The 22037-nt window shown below is 69.5% G+C and carries 21 protein-coding genes and 1 tRNA gene; 8 read left to right on the top strand and 14 right to left on the bottom strand.

The annotated features are described in order from the left end of the window. Positions 1–5 precede the first annotated feature (5 nt). Both ACN265_RS00460 and ACN265_RS00455 read right to left on the bottom strand, forming a co-directional pair. Positions 6–446 carry a peptidoglycan-binding domain-containing protein gene (locus tag ACN265_RS00460; RefSeq protein ID WP_420115490.1) on the bottom strand — a complete coding sequence of 147 codons (441 nt, stop codon included), beginning with the start codon at positions 444–446 and terminating at the stop codon, positions 6–8. A 194-nt stretch (positions 447–640) separates the two neighbouring features. Continuing rightward, the gene (locus ACN265_RS00455; protein ID WP_088643824.1) at positions 641–1096 is read right to left on the bottom strand and encodes a GatB/YqeY domain-containing protein; all 456 of its coding nucleotides are present in this window, start codon (positions 1094–1096) and stop codon (positions 641–643) included. 25 nt (positions 1097–1121) lie between these two features. Between ACN265_RS00455 and ACN265_RS00450 the strand changes: the two genes are divergently transcribed. Together ACN265_RS00450 and ACN265_RS00445 are read left to right on the top strand one after the other, a co-directional pair. Further along, complete coding sequence (locus ACN265_RS00450) at positions 1122–2015, top strand: metallophosphoesterase (RefSeq protein ID WP_421405704.1); 894 nt, start codon at positions 1122–1124, stop codon at positions 2013–2015. 218 nt (positions 2016–2233) lie between these two features. Further along, a tRNA-Pro gene (locus ACN265_RS00445) sits at positions 2234–2307 on the top strand. Positions 2308–2384: 77 nt separating this feature from the next. Here the strand turns inward: ACN265_RS00445 and ACN265_RS00440 are convergent. The 4 genes from ACN265_RS00440 to ACN265_RS00425 form a co-directional block, all read right to left on the bottom strand. Then, complete coding sequence (locus ACN265_RS00440; RefSeq protein ID WP_421405702.1) at positions 2385–3602, bottom strand: tyrosine-type recombinase/integrase; 1218 nt, start codon at positions 3600–3602, stop codon at positions 2385–2387. Next, the gene (locus tag ACN265_RS00435; RefSeq protein ID WP_421405701.1) at positions 3602–3799 is read right to left on the bottom strand and encodes an excisionase family DNA-binding protein; all 198 of its coding nucleotides are present in this window, start codon (positions 3797–3799) and stop codon (positions 3602–3604) included. The genes ACN265_RS00440 and ACN265_RS00435 overlap by 1 nt, the downstream gene beginning before the upstream one ends. Further along, a complete protein-coding gene (locus ACN265_RS00430; protein WP_421405700.1) occupies positions 3796–5355 on the bottom strand; it encodes a replication initiator in 1560 nt (519 codons plus the stop codon). The genes ACN265_RS00435 and ACN265_RS00430 overlap by 4 nt, the downstream gene beginning before the upstream one ends. 592 nt (positions 5356–5947) lie before the next feature. After that, entirely contained in the window at positions 5948–6325 is a 378-nt protein-coding gene (locus ACN265_RS00425; RefSeq protein ID WP_421405699.1) for a hypothetical protein, read from the bottom strand. Positions 6326–6930: 605 nt separating this feature from the next. Here ACN265_RS00425 and ACN265_RS00420 point away from each other — a divergent pair. Further along, complete coding sequence (locus ACN265_RS00420; RefSeq protein ID WP_421405698.1) at positions 6931–7560, top strand: hypothetical protein; 630 nt, start codon at positions 6931–6933, stop codon at positions 7558–7560. Positions 7561–8204: 644 nt separating this feature from the next. Here the strand turns inward: ACN265_RS00420 and ACN265_RS00415 are convergent. Next, on the bottom strand, positions 8205–9194 hold the full coding sequence (locus ACN265_RS00415) for an AAA family ATPase (protein WP_421405697.1): 990 nt from the start codon (positions 9192–9194) through the stop codon (positions 8205–8207). A 973-nt stretch (positions 9195–10167) separates the two neighbouring features. Then, positions 10168–11247 carry a helix-turn-helix domain-containing protein gene (locus tag ACN265_RS00410; RefSeq protein WP_421405696.1) on the bottom strand — a complete coding sequence of 360 codons (1080 nt, stop codon included), beginning with the start codon at positions 11245–11247 and terminating at the stop codon, positions 10168–10170. A 345-nt stretch (positions 11248–11592) separates the two neighbouring features. Here ACN265_RS00410 and ACN265_RS00405 point away from each other — a divergent pair, with 345 nt between their 5' ends. Beyond that, a complete protein-coding gene (locus ACN265_RS00405) occupies positions 11593–12795 on the top strand; it encodes a helix-turn-helix domain-containing protein (RefSeq protein ID WP_421405695.1) in 1203 nt (400 codons plus the stop codon). A gap of 481 nt (positions 12796–13276) precedes the next feature. Here the strand turns inward: ACN265_RS00405 and ACN265_RS00400 are convergent, their stop codons facing one another. After that, entirely contained in the window at positions 13277–14104 is an 828-nt protein-coding gene (locus ACN265_RS00400; RefSeq protein WP_421405694.1) for a LysR family transcriptional regulator, read from the bottom strand. 69 nt (positions 14105–14173) lie between these two features. On the opposite strand from ACN265_RS00400, the gene ACN265_RS00395 reads away from it, so the two are divergent. Next, positions 14174–14905: an SDR family oxidoreductase gene (locus tag ACN265_RS00395; protein WP_421405693.1), complete on the top strand. Its 732-nt coding sequence runs from the start codon at positions 14174–14176 to the stop codon at positions 14903–14905. A 112-nt stretch (positions 14906–15017) separates the two neighbouring features. Here the strand turns inward: ACN265_RS00395 and ACN265_RS00390 are convergent, their stop codons facing one another. Next, positions 15018–15773, bottom strand: a complete 756-nt coding sequence (locus tag ACN265_RS00390) for a hypothetical protein (protein ID WP_421405692.1) — start codon at positions 15771–15773, stop codon at positions 15018–15020. Between the two features lie 99 nt (positions 15774–15872). After that, a complete protein-coding gene (locus ACN265_RS00385; RefSeq protein ID WP_421405691.1) occupies positions 15873–16244 on the bottom strand; it encodes a hypothetical protein in 372 nt (123 codons plus the stop codon). 256 nt (positions 16245–16500) lie between these two features. Here ACN265_RS00385 and ACN265_RS00380 point away from each other — a divergent pair, with 256 nt between their 5' ends. Both ACN265_RS00380 and ACN265_RS00375 read left to right on the top strand, forming a co-directional pair. Further along, entirely contained in the window at positions 16501–17181 is a 681-nt protein-coding gene (locus ACN265_RS00380) for a M23 family metallopeptidase (RefSeq protein WP_421405690.1), read from the top strand. Positions 17182–17253: 72 nt separating this feature from the next. Further along, the gene (locus tag ACN265_RS00375; RefSeq protein WP_204927025.1) at positions 17254–18360 is read left to right on the top strand and encodes a calcium:proton antiporter; all 1107 of its coding nucleotides are present in this window, start codon (positions 17254–17256) and stop codon (positions 18358–18360) included. Positions 18361–18382: 22 nt separating this feature from the next. Here ACN265_RS00375 and ACN265_RS00370 read toward each other — a convergent pair whose 3' ends face one another. The 3 genes from ACN265_RS00370 to ACN265_RS00360 form a co-directional block, all read right to left on the bottom strand. Beyond that, on the bottom strand, positions 18383–18859 hold the full coding sequence (locus ACN265_RS00370) for a hypothetical protein (protein ID WP_420117565.1): 477 nt from the start codon (positions 18857–18859) through the stop codon (positions 18383–18385). Positions 18860–19059: 200 nt separating this feature from the next. Next, a complete protein-coding gene (locus tag ACN265_RS00365) occupies positions 19060–19518 on the bottom strand; it encodes a lamin tail domain-containing protein (protein WP_363650421.1) in 459 nt (152 codons plus the stop codon). Positions 19519–19660: 142 nt separating this feature from the next. Beyond that, positions 19661–20344 (bottom strand): histone deacetylase, encoded by a 684-nt coding sequence (locus ACN265_RS00360; RefSeq protein ID WP_421405689.1) that lies wholly within the window; start codon positions 20342–20344, stop codon positions 19661–19663. A gap of 173 nt (positions 20345–20517) precedes the next feature. Here ACN265_RS00360 and ACN265_RS00355 point away from each other — a divergent pair, with 173 nt between their 5' ends. Next, entirely contained in the window at positions 20518–21939 is a 1422-nt protein-coding gene (locus ACN265_RS00355; RefSeq protein ID WP_357932644.1) for a GGDEF domain-containing protein, read from the top strand. The last annotated feature ends 98 nt before the right edge of the window (positions 21940–22037 follow it).

The raw sequence follows: 22037 nt of genomic DNA, 5'->3' as shown, positions 1-22037 counted from the left end.
AACAATCAGGTGTAGATGGGGTTCGCAGCCTCGTCGCACCGACCACCCACCGTGCGCCAGGTGAGGCTCGACCGGGTCTGCGGACCATAGATTCCGTCTGCGGTGATGCCCTCCCGCTTCTGAGCGGAGACGAGGGCAGACTTGGTCGCAGGGCCGAAATCGTTGTCCACGGTGATGCTGGCACCGTAACAGTATTTCAACGCCCGCTGCAGGGCACCGACAGCGCTGCTGTTGGCACCCTGCGCCATTCCACAGCTCGTGCTCGACGCGGTGCTGCCGGTCGACGGCATGGCGATGGGATCGGACGTGCTGTACGCACTGCTCGCCACGTTGACCGTACGAGAGCAGGTGGCCTGGATGGAGATGTCGGCGGACGCCGCCGACGGCACGACGACGGCACCCATGCACGTCGAAATGAATAGGGAAGCAACAGCCAACGGCTTCATAGTCACCTCAGATGGTCGAGGCAACGAGGGTCATGTCCTCAACCGGTATCGATCACGCCCCCGTTGCATGTCAAGCCGGCCAAACGAGCCTTCCACGAATCAGCCGTCACCGCAACAGTCAATTACGAACACTCCCGGTAATCAAAATTGAATTGACAAACCGGAGCCATCGAACCGACCAGAGCCAATGTGGGTCAGAGGCCGAGCTGTCGGCGTACCTCGGCGGCGACGCGACCGCCCTCGGCCCGACCGGCCACCGCGGCCTGGGCCGCCTTCATCGCCGGGCCCATCTGGGACTTCTCGGTGAAGCCGCCCGCGGCCAGCGCCCCCGACACCAGCTCCGTCAGCTCCTGCTCCGAGAGCTGCTTCGGCAGGTAGCGGTCGAGCACCGCACCCTCGGCGGTCTCCTTGTCGGCCTGCTCGGCACGACCGGCGTCGGCGAAGGCGGCAGCCGCCTCCCGGCGCTTCTTCGCCTCCTTGGTCAGCACCGCGAGCACCTCGTCGTCGGAGAGCTCGCGCTTGGCCTTGCCGGCGACCTCGGCGTTGCCGACGGCGGCCAGCGCCATCCGCAACGTGGAGGTGGTCAGCTCGTCGCGCGCCTTGAGTGCGGCGCGCATGTCTGCGGTCAGGCGGTCCTTCAGCGTGCTCATGGACGGTCAAACTACCCTGGTCGGCATGCGAAAGCGCACACTATTCGGCCTCGCCGCCGGGACCGTCGCCGCCGGGGCGGCCACACTGGCGTACGCGTCCCTCGTCGAACGCAACATGTTCACCCTGCGCCGGTACGACGTGCCGGTGTTGCCGGCCGACGCCGAGCCTCTGCGCGTGCTGCACCTGTCGGACCTGCACATGATGCCCGACCAGCGGCGCAAGCAGCAGTGGGTGGCGTCGCTGGCCGCCCTCGACCCGGACCTGGTGGTGGTCACCGGGGACAACATGGCCCACCCCGACGCGGTGCCCGGGGTGCTGCGCGCCCTGCAACCGCTGCTCGACTATCCGGGCGCGTTCGTCTTCGGCTCCAACGACTACACCGGGCCGGTCTGGAAGAACCCGTTCACCTACTTCCTGCCCGGCCGGGAGTACACCGAGGGCGCCGCCCTGCCGTACGAGGAACTGCGGGACGTCCTCACCGGGGCCGGCTGGGCGGACCTCAACAACGCGCGTACCTCGATCAAGGCCGGTGGCCGCCTCGTCGAGCTGGTCGGCGTGGACGACCCGCACATCGGGCAGGACGACTACCCGGCCGTCGCCGGCCCGGTCACCCCCACCGCCGACCTGTCCATCGCGCTCGCCCACGCCCCGGAACCGGCGCTGCTCGACCAGATGGCCGCCGACGGCTTCGGCCTGCTGCTGGCCGGGCACACCCACGGCGGTCAGGTCTGCGTACCCGGCTACGGCGCGTTGGTGACCAACTGCGGGCTGCCCCGGGCGATGGCGAAGGGCCTGCACCGCTGGCCCGGCTCCGACTCCTGGCTGCACGTCTCGGCGGGCCTCGGCACCCACCCCACCGCCCCGGTGCGCTTCGCCTGCCCGCCCGAGGCCAGCATCCTCACCCTCACCCCCCGCTGATCCCCGCTCTGCCGCCCCCCTGCTCTGCTGCCTCCACCGCTCCACCCCCATGATCAGATTGCCGTTTCGCGCAGTCGTGACGGCGTGTCGTCGTCATTTCGGCAATCTGATCATGGGGGTGGGCAGGCCAGGGCCGGGTGCCGGCCTGGCCGTCGCCGGAGCGGGGGGTACCGAGTTTGATCGGCGGAGCGGGTGGGCTACTATTTCACCGCACGCCTCGGGGTGTGGCGCAGCTTGGTAGCGCGCTTCGTTCGGGACGAAGAGGTCGTCGGTTCGAATCCGGCCACCCCGACAGAGGTCAGAGGGCACATCCGATCCATGGATGTGCCCTCTAGTGCTTCTGTACAGCAGTGAAGTACAGCAGCGGCGTCAGCGCAGGCTCTCCCCCAGCCGCTTGAGGGCGTCGCGGGTGGCGTCCGAGGACGCCTGCGAATAGATCTCCATCGTCACCGACACCTCAGCGTGCCGGAGCACCTGCATGATGACGCGCGGGTGCACGTCCAGGTCGACGAGCAGGGTCGCGCAGGTACGCCGGGCGTCGTGCACGGTGATCTTCCGAACTCCGGCGCGGGCGCAGCGGGCGTCCCAGGACCGGTTGAAGTTGCGCGGCTCGATGGGGGTCCCGTAGCGGGTGGTGAACAGCAGCGGCGAGCCCTGCCAGGCGATGCCCGCCTGGTCGCGGTCGTGCTTCCTCGCCTGCTGACGGAGGTCGAGTGCCGCCGCGCAGATGTCCGGCAGCGGGAGGGTGGCGTCCGAGGTCTGCGTCTTGGTCTCCCGGTGCAGCAGTTGGCCGCCGACCCGCTGCAACTGCCAGCCGATCGACAACTCCCCCGCCGCCAGGTCGACGGCGTCCCCGGTGAGGCCGAGCACCTCACCCTTGCGCAGGCCGAGCACCAGGATCAGCACGTACGCGGCGTACAACGGGTCGCGGTCGGCCCGCGCGGACTCCAGGAAGCGACGCGCCTCGTCGCTGGTCCACGCCCGACCCCTGCGGCGGCGGACCGGTGGGAGCTTGACCAGGGCGGCGGCGTTGCGGGTGACCAGCTCCTCGGTGGCGGCATGGTTGAGCGCCGAACGCAGCACACCTCGGACGTCCTTGACGGTGCGGGCGGACGGCACGTCACCACAGCACCGGCCGAGCGCGCAGCAGCGCCTTTTCAGTTCCGCGCGGCGGGCGTCCTTGCCCTGGGCGCAGCACTGGCAGGCGCGGGCCACCTCGTTGATCCAGGTCTGTACGTCGCGCACCTGGAGCCGGTCGAGCCGCTTCCCGCCGAGGCCGGGGATCACGTACAGCCGGAGGATCGTCTCGTAGGTGGCGCAGGTCAGCGGCGCGAGGTTGGGGCGCACCACTTCCCGGTGCCAGTAGGTCAGGTAGTCGCCGAGGGTCGGCACCCGGGTGGCGACCGGCCCGACCTTGGCCTGCCGGTGCAGCTTGATCCACTTGTCGTGGACGACCTCCCGGGTCGGGCCGTAGACGTACTTGCGGGTCCGCTTCCCGTCCGGCTTGGTGACCCAGACGTACGCGGCGAAGCCGTTGCGGTAGGGGAAGATCGAGCCTTCGCCGTTGGCGCGGGTACGGGCGGGCATCAGGCGGCCTCCTGCCGCTGGACCTGCTCGCGGACGTACTCGTCGACCCACTCGGGCAGGATGCGGCGGTACTTGCCGTCCTTGATGGAGCGCAGCTCGCCGGTGGCGATCTTCATCTTGACCTTGGACAGGCCGAAGCCGAGCAGGACGGCGACCTCGGCGGGCGAGTACCAGCGTGGGGTGAGGTGCCGGGTCATGCCGCCACCCCCGACCACGCCTCGTGGGCGAGTTCCTCCCGGCCGACGCGTTGGCGTTCGCGGCGTTGGGCGGCGGCGGTGTTGGCGAGCAGGGCGTCCCCGTCGGTCAGCCAGCCGGAGCCGACGAAGGCCAGCGTGCCCACGGTGACCGTGCCGACGGTGTCGTCGCTGCCGGCGGTACCGGTGTGCTCGGTGCGGCGGTAGGCGGCGCGGGTGTCGCGGAGCAGGCCGAAGGTGACCGAGTAGCGGCGGGCCTTGGTGAGGAAGTGACCGCCGTAGCCGAGCATGTGCGCCCAGCGGCGCAGCCCCGCGTAGGGGTTGAATGTGGGGTCAAGGTCGCCTTGACTGTCTTTCGTCTTCCCGGCTGTCCGGGTGGTGTGGTGCCGGGTGGGGCGGCCGAGTCGCCAGCAGGCGTCGATGAGGCGGGCGAGGTGGTCGCCTTCTGGGTCGGTGTAGGCGTCGACGGTGTCCGGGGTGAGTCGGGTGGAGCAGTGGCCGGTGACCTCGGTGGACTTGGTGGCGTACTTGGCGAGGTAGGCGGCCACCTTGGCGTCGGTCACGTCGCCGTCGCTGGTGCCGATGCGGCGTACGTCGACCTGCTCGCCCCAGGCGACCTGCCAGCCCTGCGGGCGGTCGGGGTGCGGCGGGGTGGTGACGGTGATCTGTCGGGTGGCGGCGTGGACGGCGGCGTCGAGGTCGTCGACGGTGATCCCGGCCGGCGGCGGCACCAGGGCGTGCCGGTCGTGCGGGTCGACGCCGTCGAGGCGCAGCAGGACGTGGAAGTGCACCGCGCCCCGGCGCTGCATCTCGGCGACCTTGCTGTGGGACACCCGCATCGGAGGCACCCGCCGCAGCCGGCCGGAGTCGGTGGTGACCTGGACGTGGGGGATGCCGCGTCGGCGGCACACTGCGGTGAGGTGGCGTTCGATGGCCTGTTTCGTGCGGCGCCACAGCTCGCCGGAGAAGTGGTTCCAGACGGCCTGGTGGTCGTGGTCGTAGCAGTCCAGGCAGAGCGGTCGACCGAGCTGCGGATCGTCGGCGTCGTGGCGGGTGAAACAGGCCCCGGGCCGCCCGTGTGGGCAGGTGCTGGCGGTGCTCCGGGCGCGGCAGGGTGCGGGGCGGCAGTCGCAGCGACGTCGGCGTGTGCAGGTGTGTCGGGGGATGTGCCGGTGGTGCACCGGGCCGAAGGACGGGGCGGTGAAGGTGGCGAAGACGACCGGATGCGCGCTGACGGTGGTGGGGATGGTCTTGCCGCCGGTCAGGCCGCAGCGGACGACCTGGAAGGCGTCGCCGGCGTAGACCCAGGCGCAGTCGGGGCACTGGGCGGCACGGCGGTTGCCGCACGCCTTGTAGAGCGTCCGGTCGGGCAGTTCGTCGGTGTGCTGCTCGGCCAGGACCCGGCCGGTGCCGGGTTCGACGGCGGTGAGGGTGCCGGCCAGGCGGATCGGACGGGTGCAGCCTCCGGCGGCGCGGGTGTGCTCCAGCCAGCCGAAGTAGTCCGGGGCGGCGGCGCGGCGCAGGGCCTGGGCGTCACGGCCGGCGGTGAGGGTGGACACGGTTCTCTCCTCATGGGTGGCAGGGGACGGGCGACGAACTGCCACCGGACGCTGGAGCGGTGTCCGTCGGTGGTGTTCGTGGTGTCTCCTGGCACCGCCGGAGAGGGCGGCTCACGCCGGAGGGCGGGGTTGGCCATCGGGCCGTCTACCGCCGTTGAGCTGGGTTTCTGGATCTTGGGTGATGCCGGGACGGGTGGGGTGCCTGGTCGTCGGCTTCCGGTGGTTGCCGCAGGCGATCCCCACCCGGCGAGGTGCGTGAATCCGAGGGCCATCGTGGACGGCAGGAAAGGCCGTGCGGGGCCGCTCAGTGGATTCCGGGTCGGCGTAGTGGCCGGTGCGATCAAGGCCGGCGGGACGTGACCCGCGTCAGCGGCAGGAAGGCCGCTCGGTTACTCCGAAGTCGAGTTCAGCGATCCGGCGGGAAGGCCGCGCTGGCGTGCTCGACGTGGGCCAGAGTAGCACCGGGTATCGACACGTCAACCCGCCGTGAACCCCGCCTCGAAGGCGCTCGACCCGGATTGCCGCCTGTCTGGTCCCACCCCATGCTTCACGGTTCAGTCCCGGGACATGCTTGACGTTCGGCCTAGTTGCCCTATTCCGCCTTCCTCCGGTTGGGCAACTCCTCAAGGAAGAACGTCACGTCTTCCAGAGCGGAGAAGACCCGGCCGTCAAGGTCCGTCCGCTCGGCAAGCTCGCGGACGAGCACGACTGACGCGGGCTCCAAATATCCGAAGCGTCGGGCGAGGTGACCCAGGCAAAGCGACGCCGTGGCGACGAGCCATAGGTCAGCGCAATCCTGCGCGATCCGGTAGCACCATCGCTCGACGAAGAGGCGGTCGTCGTCGTAGAGCGCCAGCCCTACCAACACCGAATTCGGCGAAAGCGCTTTGCCCCTGCCCCCAAGAGCAGCAGTAAGCACCTCATCCGCCAGGCCGTGTGACACCAGCGGCGGATCCTCGTAGATGTTCACCCCGGGAGGCTACGACAGCATGGCTGCCAGCCCGGGTGGGAGGACTTTCTGTACGTCTATCAAGGCGGCCCTGAACGGGCCGCACGCGCCGCCGCCAGGGCGCGCGCCCGTCGCTCCGCTGGCGCTCCGACTCCGGTCACGCAACACGCCCGGCTGCTGGCGCGGACAGCGGGAAGCCCGGTGGGCCGCCGCAGCACGACAGGCCGTTGTCCGGTGGGGTGGTGGGCCGGCAGCCGGCCGGGCCGCGCGGCCAGCAGTCCGCGCGGCGTAGGAGAGCGCACGCCGGGTCCGTCGGCGGCTGCCGGGCCGGTGGCGGGGTGGCGGCTACTGCGCCTCCGGCGGGGGCGCTCCGGCTCCAGGATGGCCGGGGGTCCGTCGGCGGCTCGCGGTCCGTGGGTGGTGGCGGTGGGGAGCCATCCCGCCCGCCATCGACCCGGGCAAGCCGAGCAGACCACCGCCCGACCCGCCAGCGTCCGTACGGGCCGTCAAGGTCCGCTTGACGTGGCGGGCCGGGCGGCGGCCCGCTCCCCAGGAGGGCGGGTCGACGGCAGACGGGATGGCAGCAAGCCGCGCTGGCGGGACTTTCCCTTGTACTGTGCATGAGCATGGACTGGCAAACGTTGATGCCACCTTTCGTCGCCGCTGGCGCGGCCCTGCTCGGTGTGCGCTACGGCGCTCAGGCCAACGAATCGCGAGAGTCCTTCAACTGGACCAGGGAACAACGGCTGAAGGCATACGCCGACGTCCTTGAGGCAGTGGACAGGTGCTATAGCTCCTTTCGGTTGATCGATACATCGCTCAAGCTTATGGACTACAAGGTGACTCCCGAGACGCTTTCCAAGGTCAAGGCAGAGATGGATGAGTGGGGCCGCTGGGACGAAAAGATCGACGAAGCTCTTCCACGAGCCGAACTCGTTGCGAGCCAGCGATTTCAAGTCCAGTTGTCGGTCGGGGTCAGACACGGCATGAGGTCACGACATCGAATGCTGTTGATTCAGCTTGCGTATCTGAAGAAGGCCGACGAAGTGGAGTGGCAATCAGTAGCGGGACTGACCTTGGATGACCTGGAGCGCATCCGGACAGGGCTGCGGGCAGATCTTGCCGTCCGAGAGACGGAGCAGAGTCGTCTGAGTCAACTCAAGGCCCGGGCGCTGGCCTGGCGGCGGAAATTCCAGCGGAAGCGTCGCGCTTCCCGCGCTCCAGCAGTCGGCTCCACGCTCGGGCAAGGTGGATGAGTGACTAACTGAGCGATAACCAGAGTGCACGATGGCGGACGGCTGCTGACGCCAGGGGGCGAGTTACATAAGAGGCGTAAGACACCCTGAACGTCGGCAACCAACCATCAATGCCGCCAGCCTAGGAGCATGCGCGACCAGCGTGGGGTACCAGCTAGGTGCCAAGCGCGCCTCTTACGACGGACTTTTCTGAACTAGGAGTTTGTGAAGTTCCCCGATGGACAGCACTTTGACGCCGCAGCTACGACTTACGCACTGGCGTTGCTTCACTACCAGGTGTTTCTCCTCGGATGTTACGTAGATTCCCTTCGCGTGGTGAGCGATAGAAACGAAAGCGATATCACTCCGATCGAAAGAGCAGTCCCTTAGGCCTTGCAAACATTTCTTCGTGGGGGTCTCTGATGCGTACTCGACAGCCCCTTGCTTGGCCGCTGCTACAGATAATCTGCGCCCCATGGAGTCAGGCAGAAGATTCTCCGAGTACTCTCTATGAACCTGGCCGCCATGATCGAACAATAAGGCAATCGTGCCGGATATAAAGCCTTGATAGATTCTATTGATTAAGTCGACCCTGACCATCACCTCGTCATTATCGCCGCGATCAATATTCATTAAAGCGCAGGTGTCGAAGGCGATAAGGATTGTCACGGGCGGCGCCCGCCGGCAGCAATAATTCCCATCGCCTCTTCCCATTCCTCCTCGAAGAATCCTGCAGGGAAGGCGCTCGTGTCGATACGGCCTTTTGCGCTAATCGCGGCCTCTGAAACTGCACCGCTATCTGTCACGAAGACTTTGACTACTTCCGGCTCGACAACGCCGCTAGCCACCAGGCGTCTCAGTCGCAGAAGCATATTTTCGCTATGACTCTCAACGAACAATGAAAGATTGCGATCGATTGCAATGTCGACCATAACTTCGGCAAGCGCGCCTTGCACCTCGGGATGGAGGTGCAGCTCGGGTTGCTCGACTAGTACGAGCGCGCGTGGTGGAGCCAACGCCAAGCGCACCAGGATTGGCAGCACCTGAGATGCACCGAAGCCCACGTCCGCCAAGTTATCCTTCCGGGAGCTAGAAACATCGCTCAAGACGATTCCAGCGTAACCCGGTGCGGGTCGCACAACGTCGACCTGCTTCGCAATACCAAGTCGACGGAGGGCGCGAGATACGGCCGCGATAGCTTTTGGCTTGTCGACCAGCATGCCCACTACGTGCTCTGTGGACCCGCCAGAGGTGGACAGTTGGTCGATCCGGTATGCGCGTTCCGGCATGTCGCGAAGGGGGCCAATGTGAACGATTCGCCTGGTTGCATCTGTCAGTGCTTGCGAGAGGGTAAAAAGGAATATTTCCAACGCATTGCTATTGAACTTCTCGTCTGGCTCAAGCTCGAATGTTAGGCTGCGAAGAGTGGCAAGATTTAGCTCTCCGCCTTGAAGGACCCGTCCGCCACCTGCTGACGGCATCTCCACTCGTACGCGATCTGGCCCTAGACGCCTGAGGTCAACGATTAGCTTATTGTAGTTAGGCTCGGAAATGTGGATAGAATTATATTGGGCCTTCCCACTTCTTGCGTTCCAGTGGAGGTCGATCTCGATCCGAAGTGAAGTGATGCCGTCGGGGAATTCGTTGGCCAGCATGCGGGGTATTCTACGAAAGCCGCCTCGGGTCGATTCAATTTCATACGACAAGCGGATATCCCTGCTGCGTTCTGAATTCAGAACTGCTTCGGGGTAAGAGCCAAAGTCGACGTACGGGCCCGAGAATGGAATGCCGCTAACCAGGCTCCGCTCGCTCACTAGTTGCTTGAGGAGTAGTGGGGCGCGCAAGAGGGTCGTTTTCCCGCTACTGTTCTTGCCAAAAAGGAAATTTACCCTCGCAAACCTGAGATCCCCGGTGTCCTCGAAGCGACGAAAATTGCAGAGTCGCATGGAAACGATTGGGCCCAGCGGGCGCTCATCCATTAGGTATTCCTTCCGCAAGTGCAGGCGACGTAGTGCAGCGGGTGCGGACGCCTGCTTTAGGCAACGTGACCGAGATTTTCGTGTGAGCACTCACAGTGAACGCCTCCTGTCCTTGCCTCGCTCATGGGTGGGCGCACGATCTCTCGAACTAGGGAACCATGATCAGGGGTGGGGTGCCCGGCAGGCAAGGTGTAAGGCCACGACTGTGGCGGGTGTCAGAACTTCCCTAGAATATTGCGTTTGCCGTGAAGTTGGAGGAAGGCGGAGCGATCAGGCACTCGGGGTGTCTCCGCAGAGGTCCGTCCGAGGAGCGCGGGACGAGCCCTCTGACAGCATGTACTTCTGCGGACCCGATGACTCTTGCCAGGAGCGGCACGCCTGCCGACACGGACGGTGACGACCACCGACAACACGGTGCCGAGCGATGGTGAAGAGGGAGGTTCTTGCTCAGCCGTTCCCGACAAGTGTGGATGCGGTGCACAAGAGTGTCAGTGAGACGTCAGGCAGCGAGGCAGCGAAGAGGCAGCGCCAGCGTTCATGGCGGCCAAGCCCAGACATCGAGGGGCACCGCCCGAGCCCTGCTCATCGGTGCAAGCCGTCACCGGCCGACGGCGATCGACAAGTTGAGACCGCATCCCCCCAGCGGGGATCAGGCTGGCTTGCGTGCAGCTCTCTCCACTTCTTGCAGCACCAGTCCGAGGGTTTGCGAGCGGCGGTCTGCTGGCAGCGTCGCCCATGCTCGTCGGGCATACGCAAGTCCCCCGGACCGATCCCCGGACTTGGCCATCATGAGTGCCCGGTGCAGCTCGATGTGGGTGGCGAACCGGGTCAGCGCTGGCGGCCGGAGCCGGTCGGCATCGGTCTGGGCCTGCTCGCCGGGGCCGACCATGCCGAGTCGGGCGTAGAGCATCGACCGGAAGGTGGCCATACGCCAGGCGGGTACGGCGGCGTCGGAGATCTCCTCGTCTGGTGAGGCGGTCTGGTCGAAGATCCGTCGTGCGTCCTCGTCGGCCGTGGTGGCTCCGCCGATGTCGCCTCGTCCGGCGGCGACGTGTGCGCGGGCCATCAGCGCCTGGAGACGTCCGAGCGAGGGTCGGTCGGAAAGGGCGATGGCCTCGTCGGCGTACCGCTTGGCGACGGGTAGGGCCGCGCCTTCGTAGGCCAGGGCGATGGCGGCCCGACCACGTACCCAGACCCGGACAGCGAGGTCGCCGGAGCGGTCGGCGGCGATCCGGGCGGTGTCGTACCAGCCGATCGCCTCGGTCGGGTCCTTGGTGGTCTTGCCGTAGGTGGTGAGTGCGCGGGCGGCGGTCGCCCACATCGTCGGGGAGTCGAGCTGCTGTTGCAGGACGACGAGGTCACTGGCAAGCCTGCTCTGAAGGCTGTCCGCGCCGATCTCCATGTAGTCCCGGCCGTACTGCTCGACCCGGTCGCGCCAGCGGTCTTCGCTGTCCCGTCGGCCGGCGAGGGCTGCGGTGAAGCCGGATCGGATCAGCTCGTTGGCGGCGATCGGGCCGATGGTGGCGGCTTGGAGAAGGTGCCTGCGTCTCACGTCCGGGTCTCCCAACGCTCGCGCGTAGGCGAGCACGATGTCCGGCGTCGCGGTCCGACGTCCCGACTCGACGTTGCTCAGGTGCGAAGCCGAGTAGCTGGTGCGGGCCGCGATGGAGGCCAGCGTCACGCCTGCCTCAGTACGAGCCTGCCTCAGTTGTGCGCCGAGGTCATCCATCGGAGCCCCTGTGAAAGGTCCTGAAAGCATCGAGCCACTTCCGAGCGTAGTCGTGGGATCACAAGAGTAGACACCAGACGTGGTCAGCGCGGCCGGTGCGACGACCGGGCTTGGCCACGTCGCCAGCCGGGCGCGGCGGCGGCGATCCCCCCGAGAGCAGTGTCGCCGCGCCCTCTCTAACTGTGGAGGCGGGAATGAGCGGCGACGTTCCGGACCAGTCCAGGGGCGAGCAGATCCAGCAGGCGGAACGGGAGGCGGCTCGGCAGCGGATCCTCGCGCAGGCCGAGGCGGACCGGATACCGGCGGAGGAGACGGATCGGGCAGTGCCGGATCGACGGTGGCGTCGTGGACAGCGTTGACCTGTTGCCGGTCGGTCGTCGGGTGGCGTACTGGCGGGGACGGCGGAAGCTCTCCCAGCAGGTGTTGGCCGATCGGCTGGGTAAGTCGAAGAGTTGGGTGGACAAGGTCGAGCGGGGTGTCCGGTCGCTGGACAAGGTGTCGACGCTCCAGGACATCGCCGCCGTCCTGCGGATCGAGCCGGGGGTGTTGCTCGGCCGGCACGTTGAGCCGTCCGGGGTGACCGAGCGCGCCGAGGGTGTGGAACGGATCCGCGCGGCCCTGACGACGTACGAGATCGCCTTAGCGCGTCCGAACACCCGCCGACCGGTACTGACAGTGGAGAGGCTGACGCGGGAGACCGCGCACGTATGGACGGCCTTCCAGCATGCCCGCTACCCGCAGGTGGTCGACCTGGTGCCGGAGCTGGTGGCCGACGCGCAGCGCACCCACGCCCACGATCCCCGTGCGGGGCGGGTGCCGCTGGTGGAGGCGTACCGGGTGACGGCGTCGCTGCTGGTGAAGCTCGGTGCCTTCGACGTGGCGTGGTTGGCGGTCGACCGGGCGATGACCGCCGCCACCGGTGACCGGGTGTTGGTGGCGGCCACTGCGGTGCAGCTCGGTCAGGTGTTGCGCGGCTCGGGACGGGCGCGGGTGGCGAAGTCGGTGATGCTGACCGCCGCGTACCGGATCGCCCCACCCGTGATCGAGTACGGCCCTCCTGCCGAGCTGTCTCTGTGCGGGACCCTGCTGGTGCAGGCTGCCCTGGCCGCTGCCTGCATAGGGGACGACCGCGCCGCCGTCGAGCTGGTCGATGAGGCTGCGGAGATTGCGGCACAGGTGGGAGATGGTCACGACCATCACCGGACAGGGTTCGGGGCGACGGCGGTGGAGTTGGCCCGGATCATCGTGGCGGTGGAGTTGGGCGACGCGGAGACGGCCGTGGCCTGGCACGAGAAGGTGACCGTGCGGGATGGCTGGCGGTGGCTGCCCGCCGAACACCGCGCCGCGTACCTGATCGACGTTGCCCGCGCCTACCTCCAGGCCGACGACCCGGTCAGGGCCGGCCGGGTCCTGATGGAGGCCCACCGGACCGCACCGGCCGAGATCCACCATCGACCAGCCGGCAGGGACATCCTCGCCCAGGTCGCCCGCGACCCCGACGCCCCGGCAACGATCACCCAACTCGTCGACATGCTCGGAACGGGTTGAACGGTGACCGGTCCCCACCTGTCCCTGGCGCAGATCCGCAACCGGCTGATCCTCACCGCCCGTGCCCTCCTCCGCGATCACCAGCCCGGACCTGACGGTCGTTGTCCGATCTGCCGGGTCGCAGGCTGCCCGGTGGGGACCGCCGCCCGCAACGTCCTGCGCTCGGCGGAAGAAGTACAGCAGCGGAGTACAGCAACCGAACCGACCACACCCGACCCGGACGAGCCCCAGCAGGCCGGATGACCTCGGACAACACCCGACCCGACCGGCGCGCCGGCAGTTCGGGACGAAGAGGTCGTCGGTTCGAATCCGGCCACCCCGACCAGAGGTCAGAGGGCACATCCGATCCATGGATGTGCCCTCTGGTGCTTTGCAGCAATGACGTACAAGCAGGTCCGTACGGCTGCGCGGGGTCGACGTGGTGCCCGACCTGGTCGGCGCGCAGGTGCTGCGCGTGTGTCGCTGCGGCGGTGAGCCGGTGTCAGGCGGTGACCGCGGCGCGGACGAAGGCGGCGACCTCGCGCGACGTGCTGGTCTGCGACCAGGCGAGAACCAGGGTGGCCGGGTCGGCGTCCAGGACGGGGCGGCTGATCAGGCCCGGGGGAAGGTACTCGCCCACCGATTCCGGGACGACCGCGATCAGGCGGCCGAGCTGGATCAGGTGCAGCAGCTGGTTGCTGTCGGCGACCGGGTGGCCGGTGACGCCGGGGCGGGCTTCGGGCCAGCGGGGCATCGGCTCGCCGTGCAGGTCGGCCATCGACACGGTGGCGCGTCCGGCGAGCCGATGGCCCTCGGGTAGCAGCACGACTTGACCCTCTGTGTGCAGGTCGTCGCTGTCCAGGCCGGTCAGGTCGTTCTGCGGCCGGTGCAGCAGGGCGAGGTCGGCACGGCCGTCGCGGACCATGGCGGCGCGTTCGCCGACCCGGAAGGCGAGGTCGACCGGGACGGCGCCGGGAGATGCCGCGTAGCGGTCGAGGATGGTGCGCAGCAGTCCGGCGTCGCCGCCGGGTTTGAGAGCCAGGGTCAGGCGCGGGGTGGTCTCGGCGGCTTTTCGGGTACGCCGGATCGCCGCCTCGACCGCGTTGAGCGCGCCGCGGGCCTCGGTGAGCAGCACCTCGCCGGGCGGGGTGAGGTGGACCGCGCGGCTGGTGCGTTCCAGCAGCGTGACACCCATTCGGCGTTCGAGCAGGCGGATCGCTCGGGACAGGGGTGGCTGGGCGATGCCGAGGCGCTGTGCGGCGCGGCCGAAGTGCAGCTCCTCGGCGACCGCGACGAAGTAACGCAGTTCGCGCGTCTCGACCTCATCCATACCGCCAAGGTATCGCCACGGACCGCTTCGGTCCTGGTCCGCAGGCGCTGCCGGTGATGGGCTCGGGGCATGAGTGGAGCACGCATCGCGCTGGTGACCGGCGCGAACAAGGGGATCGGGCGGGCCGTCGCGGAAGGCCTCGCCGAGTTGGGGATCACGGTGCTGGTCGGTGCCCGGGACCCGGAGCGGGGAGCGGAGGCGGCGGCGAAGATCGAGGGCGCGTCGGCGATCCGGCTGGACGTGACCGATCCGGCCGGGGTCGCCGCTGCCGCCGAGGAGATCGGGGCCCGGTTCGGCCGGCTGGACATCCTGGTCAACAACGCGGGGATCGGCGGCGACCTGACGGCGCAGGCACCGGGGGCGGCCCGGCTGGACGGCATCCGGGAGGTGTTCGAGACGAACCTGTTCGGGGTGGTGACGGTGACCGAGGCGATGCTGCCGCTGCTGCGCCGCTCGGCCGGGGCGCGGATCGTGAACGTGTCCAGTGGCACGTCGTCGATGACGTGGACGACCGACGCGACCCACTATCTGAGCCGGATGCCGGCGTCGCTGGGTTATCCGTTGTCCAAGGCGGCGTTGAACATGCTGACCGTGCAGTATGCGAAGGCGCTCGCCGGGGACGGAATCCTGGTCAACGCGATCGCGCCGGGCGCGTGTGACACGGATTTCGCCAAGGGGCTGCCCTTTCAGCTGTCCCGGACGCCGGCCGAGGGCGCGGCGGTGGTGGTGCGGCTGGCCACGTCGGGGCGGGAGTGCCCCAGCGGCGGGTTCTTCGACGACGGCGGAAAGGTGCCGTGGTGAGACGGCTCAGCCCGAGGTCAGGGGCCACTCCCAGCAACGGAGAGTGGCCCCTGGCGCAGTCGGGGACGACGGCGGCACGGTCACCCGTGCCCACCGGACCCCGTTGGTCAGGTCAGGACGGGTTCAGTTTGATGGAGAAGCCGTTGAAGATCGTCCACACGTCGACCCAGCCCAGTCCGGTGGTGCAGCCGGACGCGCCGCAGCCGTAGCCGACGCTGACGATGCCGTTGAGTTGGCGGGAGTTGGGGTCGTTGAGGTAGATGACCGGCCCGCCGCTGTCGCCACCGCGACCGACGATGCCACCGCCGTTCGGCACGCCGTAGCTGCCCCAGACGGTGGTGCCATTCACGACCCAGCTGGCATTGCCCGCGTAGACCGTCCTGATGTTGCAGACGACCTTCGAGTTGTATCCTAGCTGGCAGGTGAAATCGCCGACCGCCACATTGCGTACGCCGTTGAGATAGCGGGCGTAGCCGGTCGCGTCGAGGCCGTCCCACGTGTACCGGTACGTCGGTGCCTCGATGAATACCGAGTCGAGATCGGCCCGCTTGTATTTGACCTGGCCGATGTAATTGCCGCCGGCCGCCGAGACGTTGTCACCGACGTTGTAGCAGTGGCCGGCGGTGACCAGCCACTGCCGGCCGTCCCAGGTGCTGACGGCGGGGATGCCGCTGGTGCAGTATGCCTCGCTTCCGTAGGCCGGTCCGAGGGCTGCTCCCGCGTAGAACGGGGAGGTGTCGTTCCAGCGGCTCAGCGGCTTCGACGGGGGTGCCTGCCGGACGCGGATCTCGGTGGCGTCGGCGGCGGCGCGCCGCTGCGCGACGGCCGGCGAGGCGAGGTAGGCGTGCGCGGCCTGGGCGTCGTCCACGGCGAGTTCGATGACGCTGCCGTCGACGGAGCTGCCCGCCAGGCCGACCGTGAAGGGCAGGTCGGTGCGTTCGGTGAGGGCGGTGATCTCCTTACGGAGCTACTGACGGGACTTCCTGCTCTGCACCACGTTGATCAGCCGGGTGTCCACCTTGGGGTTGACCCGGCGGACCGCGGCGATGAAGGCGCGTCCCTGCCGCACGTCGGTCAGGTAGACGTTGACCGACCGGTAGTCGGCGGCCATCTCGACCTGCGTGTAGATGTCCGCCCGGGTGCCCTGCCCGACCTGGGCCACGGCGTCGGCCGCCAGTCGCAGCGGTTCGAGGACCGTGGCCTGTCGTTCCGGCGTCATGGCCGCCACCGCCTCGACGCTGAGCGGTCGCGGTGCTGCCGCGTCGGCCGGCGCGGCCAAGAACGGAAGTACGACACCCACCCCGACCAGGGCGAGGGTTCTGCGGAGCGAATTGTTCATCTGCGTCCTCTCGACAATTGGAGAACGTTTCTCCATCGAGAGCATCATCTATTAATTGACATTCGGCAATAAGCTGGCCTGTCGGGTCATGGACTGAACGCCACCGCGCCGGCCCGACCATTCGGAACGCGCGTACTGTTTTTCCGGGGAGAATTGTCCGGCCGATGTGGAACATCACGACCGGGCCGGATTCGCCCCCGGGATACCGGGTGGCCGTGGCGTCGTACCGTTGGCCTCCCACCCGTGGAGGAGCCCGATGTCGATCCCCGGCCCGGTCGTGCTCGCCCTGCCGTTCCGGGGCACCTGGCTGGTGCGCAACAGCCCCGCCCGGCGGGTGCCCAGCCACGGCACCGACCTCTTCGCCACCACGTACGCGATGGATTTCGTGGCGGTGCGGGGGCGACGGACGGCGACCGTCCGGGACTGGCGGACGCTGCTGGCGACCGAGCCGCCGCAGCGTTTCCTCGCCTTCGGGCGGCCGATCCTGGCCCCCGCCGCCGGCCGGGTGGTGGCGGTGCACGACGGGGAGGCCGACCACGAGGCCCGCCGGTCGCCGACGACGCTGCTGGCCTACGCCCTGACCCAGGCGGCCCGGGTCCGCCGGGGCGCAGGCGCCGTCGCCGGCAACCACGTGATCGTCGAACTGGCCGGGCGTCGGGGGTACGTCCTGCTCGCCCACCTGCGCGCCGGGTCGCTCCGGGTGGCGGTGGGCGACCCGGTCGACGTCGGGCAGGAGCTGGCCGACTGCGGCAACTCGGGGAACTCCACCCAGCCGCACCTGCACCTGCAGGTGATGGACGCCGCCGACCCGTACGCCGCCCGGGGTTTGCCGATGGCCTTCCGGCACTACCGGTCGTGGCGGCGGCCGGGTGACCCGCCGGTCGAGGTCGACCGGGGCGTCCCGGGCGAGGCGGTGGTGGTCGAGCCGACACGGTGACCACCCCGGGTGCGGTGGCGTCCGCCGCCCGGCGCGGCGCGACGACCCGGTTTTCCTGGCAGGGTGTACGGCATGCCCGCGCTGCTCCGCCCCCGGATGTCCGACTGGACGATCGTGGTACCCGTCCTCGCGGTGCTGCTGCTGCTCGTCACCTGGAACCGCGAACTGCCGGGTCTGCTGGTGGCGGTGGTGGCCCTCCTGCTGGCCGGCGCGGTGCTGGCGGCCGTGCACCACGCCGAGGTGGTCGCCCACAAGGTCGGTGAGCCGTACGGTTCGCTGGTGCTCGCGGTGGCGGTCACCGTCATCGAGGTCGCCCTGATCGTCACCCTGATGATCAGTGGTGGGGACAAGACCCAGGCGTTGGCCCGGGACACCGTCTTCGCCGCCGTGATGATCACCTGTAACGGCATCCTCGGGCTCTCACTGCTGCTCGGCGCGCTCCGGCGGCGGGTGGCCGTGTTCAACCCGGAGGGCACCGGTGGGGCGCTGGCCACCGTGGCGACCCTCGCCACCCTGAGCCTGGTGGTGCCGACGTTCACCACCAGCAAGACCGGCCCCGAGTTCTCCCCCGCCCAGCTCGCCTTCGCGGCCGTGGCGTCGCTGGCCCTGTACGGGCTGTTCGTGATGGTGCAGACCGGCCGGCACCGGGACTACTTCCTGCCGGTGACCAGCGACGGCAGCGTGCCCGACGCCGACGGCGACGGGCACGCCGACCCGCCGTCGACGCGTACCGCGGTGACGAGTGTGGTGCTGCTCCTCGTCGCCCTGGTCGCCGTGGTCGGTGACGCGAAGACCGTCTCACCGACCATCGAGGCCGGGGTCGCGGCGGCGAACCTGCCGCAGTCCTTCGTCGGGGTGGTCATCGCGCTGCTCGTGCTGCTGCCGGAGACCCTGGCCGCCGCCCGCGCGGCCCGCCGGGACCGGGTGCAGATCAGCCTCAACCTGGCGCTCGGCTCGGCGATGGCGAGCATCGGCCTGACCATCCCGGCGATCGCCCTCGCCTCGATCTGGCTGGACGGGCCGCTGCTGCTCGGCCTCGCCGGCACCCAGTTGACCCTGCTGGCGTTGACCGTCGTCACCGGGGTGCTGACCGTGGTGCCGGGCCGGGCCACCGTCCTGCAGGGCGGGGTGCACCTGGTGCTGCTCGCCGCGTTCGTCTTCCTCGCCGCCAGCCCCTGACCCGCCGCGCCGCGGGGCGTCGTCAGTCGTCGTGGCGTTCGGTGCGGGCGACCTCGGCGAACGCCGCGTCCAGGCACCCGGCGAACGGGACGCCGGTCACCGCGAGCAGGTCGACCACCAGCAGCGGCACGTGGGCGGCGACGGCGGCCGGGTCGGGCGGGGTGTCGTCGTCGCCCGGATCGTAGACGCCGAGCGCCCCGGCCAGCAGCACCAGCACCACGTGCGGGTCGACGTCGGGTCGCCAGGTGGCGGCGGCGCGGACGCAGCGTTCCAGCACCTGCCGCACGTCGTCGCTGTCGAGCCCGTCGGGGTGCGCCTGCTCCAGCAAAAGCCGGACCACCCCGCCGAGGACCAGCCCTGCGCGGTCGGCACCGGCGAGCCGGGGCACCGCGCCGTCGTACGCGGCGCTGTCGCGCGCCTGGGCGGCCTCGACCGCCGCGGTGGCGGCCACCGCGATCTCGCGGGCCGGGGCGGGCAGGTGTCGCCAGGTCACCGTCACCGGCCCAGCATGGCAGAGCCGGCCGACACCGACCCGGCCGGACACCGGAGTCGGATCGGCGCGGGCGGAAACGGGTCGACCGCCCCGGGACCGGCCGCGACTCCCGGTGCGAGAAGTCGCCGGCCGCCCTTCCCGGGACGGTCGAACGATGGCCGGAGAACGCCCCTCAACGCTCCGGTCACCGCGGGTCCGAGCGGTGCTCAGCAGTACGTGTAGCTGCCCTTGCTTCCCCACGAGCAGGAGTCGATCCCGGTGCCGGCGGAGTTGCGCAGGTAGGCGGTGTCCCCGGTGTTGTTCCAGATGTAGTTCCCGGAGCCCCAGTACCGGTGGGTGGAGGTGTTCTTGCCCTTGCCGGTGTGGATGTAGACGCTGGCGCCCTTGGCGAGGCGGACGTCGCCGGAGAACGTGTAGACGTGCTTGGACTTGTCGCGCAGCGTCCAGGACTTCAGGTTGATCGTCGAGCTGCGCCGGTTGGTCAGCTTGACGTACTCGGCGTTGAGGCTGGTGTTGGAGCGGGTGTCGCTGCCCGGGGAGTTGTAGTAGACCTTCGTGATCTCGACGGCCGGGGTGGCGGCCTGGGCCGGTCCGGCGACGGTGAGCGGGCCGCCGACGGCGACGGCGAGCGCCACGGCGAATCCGACGAGCCTGGTGTGCTTCACGCGTACCCCCACAGGTTCACGGACCGGCATCCACGGGAACCGGTCACGGAAAGTGAGCCGAGGTTATCGACGCGGACGGGCGACCGTGGACCGGAAATGCGTCGCGTCGCCAATCCGGTCCGCCAGTCCCGGCAGCGGGACCCTAATGGTGATCATGGATGGCGCGATCGTCAGGCGACGGCGTCCCTTCCACCGATCCGCACTCGTCCGGCGGGCGGATCAGGCCGACCAGTCGGTGCCGGCTCCAGTGCCCGGCCACCCCGGGCCGGTCGGCCAGGTAGTCCACCGTCTCGGCCGGCGTCCAGCCGTGCGCCTCCCGCAACCCCTCGGCGATCATCCGCAGGTAGACCGGGGCGGGCGGGGTCCACGCCACGTCGGCGGCCCGCCACGGCGCGGTGAAGGTGAGCATCGGCAGCCCGTCGCGGGTGCCGACCCGCAGCAGCGTCTCGTAGCGTCCCGGGCCGAGGGTGGCCCGGCCGTCGGCCACCGCCGCGTCGAGCGCGGGCAGGTCGTCGCCGGGGGGCCGGTACATCTCCTGGGCGGCGAGGTCGGCGAACTGGGCCCGGGTGAGCAGGTAGCCCCGGGCCGCCGCGACGCCGGGCAGCGCCGGGTCGTAGAAGGCCATCCCGCCCGTCCAGGCCCGGGACTCGCCGGCGAAGTAGATGCCGCCGGGGATCAGCACCGGCAGCGTCCGGCGCGGCGGTCGGCAGTCCCGACAGCCGGGGTACGACCGCAGCCCGCCGGGTGGCCGGCCACCGGAGAGGTACCAGCCGAGCCGGGCGGCGTGCAGGTTCGACCCGTAGGCGACGTACCAGAGCAGTTCCATGCCGCCCCCTCCGCGCGCCGGGGTCCCCACGCTATCGCCCACAGGCCCTGTCCACACCCTGTGGATGAAACATGTGTACGAACAAACTGATCGTGATCCGACCGGCCGCCCACCGCTGAGTACGCTTGATCGCAGCCCCCGGCACCCGCCGGGCCCTCCTCACCTGGAAGAACGTGGATCACGAGCGAGTCGTCCGGGACGTCACGGTCCGCCTGTCGATGGCGTCGACCGCGGCCGAGGCCTGCCGGTGGACGGTGACCGCGCTCGCCCGGCACGCCCCCGCCACGATCTCCGTCCTGCTCCAGGTGCACGACCGGCTGCGTTGCATCGCCGCCACCGGGGCCTGGCAGGTCTTCTCCGCCGTCCCGCCGAAGTCGGGCATCGTCGGCCGGGTGTACGCCTCCGGCGTCGGGGCCACCGTCGGTGACGTCACCGCCGACCCCGACTACCTGCCGCTGCGCCCCGACGTCACCGCCGAGATCTGCGTACCGGTGCGGGACCAGCAGGGCCGGCCGATCGGCGTGCTCGACCTCCAGTGGAGCGGGCCGGTGGACCTCACGCCGTGGCGGGAGACCGCCGACCGGCTCGCCGAGCGGCTCGGTGCCCGGATCGCGGCGCTGGGCGGGCCGCCCGCCGAGAGCCGCAGCGAGAAACTGCTCCGGCACGCCACCGCGATGACCGCCGCCCCCACCGACTGGGACCTGCTGACCGCCGCGCTCACCGCCGCCCGGGAGGTCTCCACCCTCTCCACCGCCGTGCTGGTGCTCGCCGGCCGGCACGGTCCCCGCGTCGCCGCGCCCACCACCGTCCCCACCGACTGGGAGGCACGGGTCCGCTCCGCGCTGACCGACGCCTCGACCACACAGCTCGACCGGCTCGTCGCGCGGGCCCACCGGTACGGCGCGGCGTACACCCTGGGTGAGGCGGGCTGCCCGCCCACCGAGGAACACCAGGCGCTGGCCCGTGCCGGGGTACGCACCCTGGTGTCGGTGCCGGTCGGCCCACCCGACGACGGCGGGGTGCTGCTGGTCGCCGACGAACGGCTGCTGCACCCCGACCCGACCACGGTCAACCTGATGGAACTGCTCGCCGGGCAGGCGTGGGCCGCCCTGGAGCGGCTGCGTACCCTGGCGCAGCTCCGGGAGCAGGCCAGCCTCGACCCGCTCACCGGGCTGCGGCACACCGGCACGTTCGGGCGGCGGATCGCGGCGGCCACCCCCGGGCGTACCGCGCTGCTCGCCATCGACGTGGACGGCTTCAAGAGCGTCAACGACACGTACGGCCACCAGGCCGGGGACCGGTTGCTGGTGGGGCTGGCCCGCGCCCTGGAGGCGGCGCTACGGCACGGCGACGAGCTGTACCGCACCGGCGGCGACGAGTTCGTCGCGGTGATCGAGGTGGCCCACGCCGACGAGGCGGTCCGCATCGCCGAGCGGCTGACCGAGGCCGCCCGGCGCACCGGCCGCACGATCAGCGTCGGTGTGGCGCTACCGCTCCCCGGCGAACCGGCCGACCGCACCCTGCACCGCGCCGACCAGGCCCTCTACGCGGCCAAGCACCGAGGCCGAAACCGGGTCCACCTCTCCACCCCCTGACCCCCGCCCCGCCCGCCCCCGTCGATCATGGACTTGTGGTGGGCTTTCTGCCCCGGCCCACGCCTTTTGCGAGCACCACGACTCCTTGATCGACACGG

The sequence above is a fragment of the Micromonospora sp. WMMD730 genome (assembly GCF_049178955.1).
Lineage (GTDB): Bacteria > Actinomycetota > Actinomycetes > Mycobacteriales > Micromonosporaceae > Micromonospora > Micromonospora wenchangensis.
The sequence above is the reverse complement of the archived record's forward strand: the minus strand, read 5'-3'. Positions and strand labels throughout refer to the sequence as shown.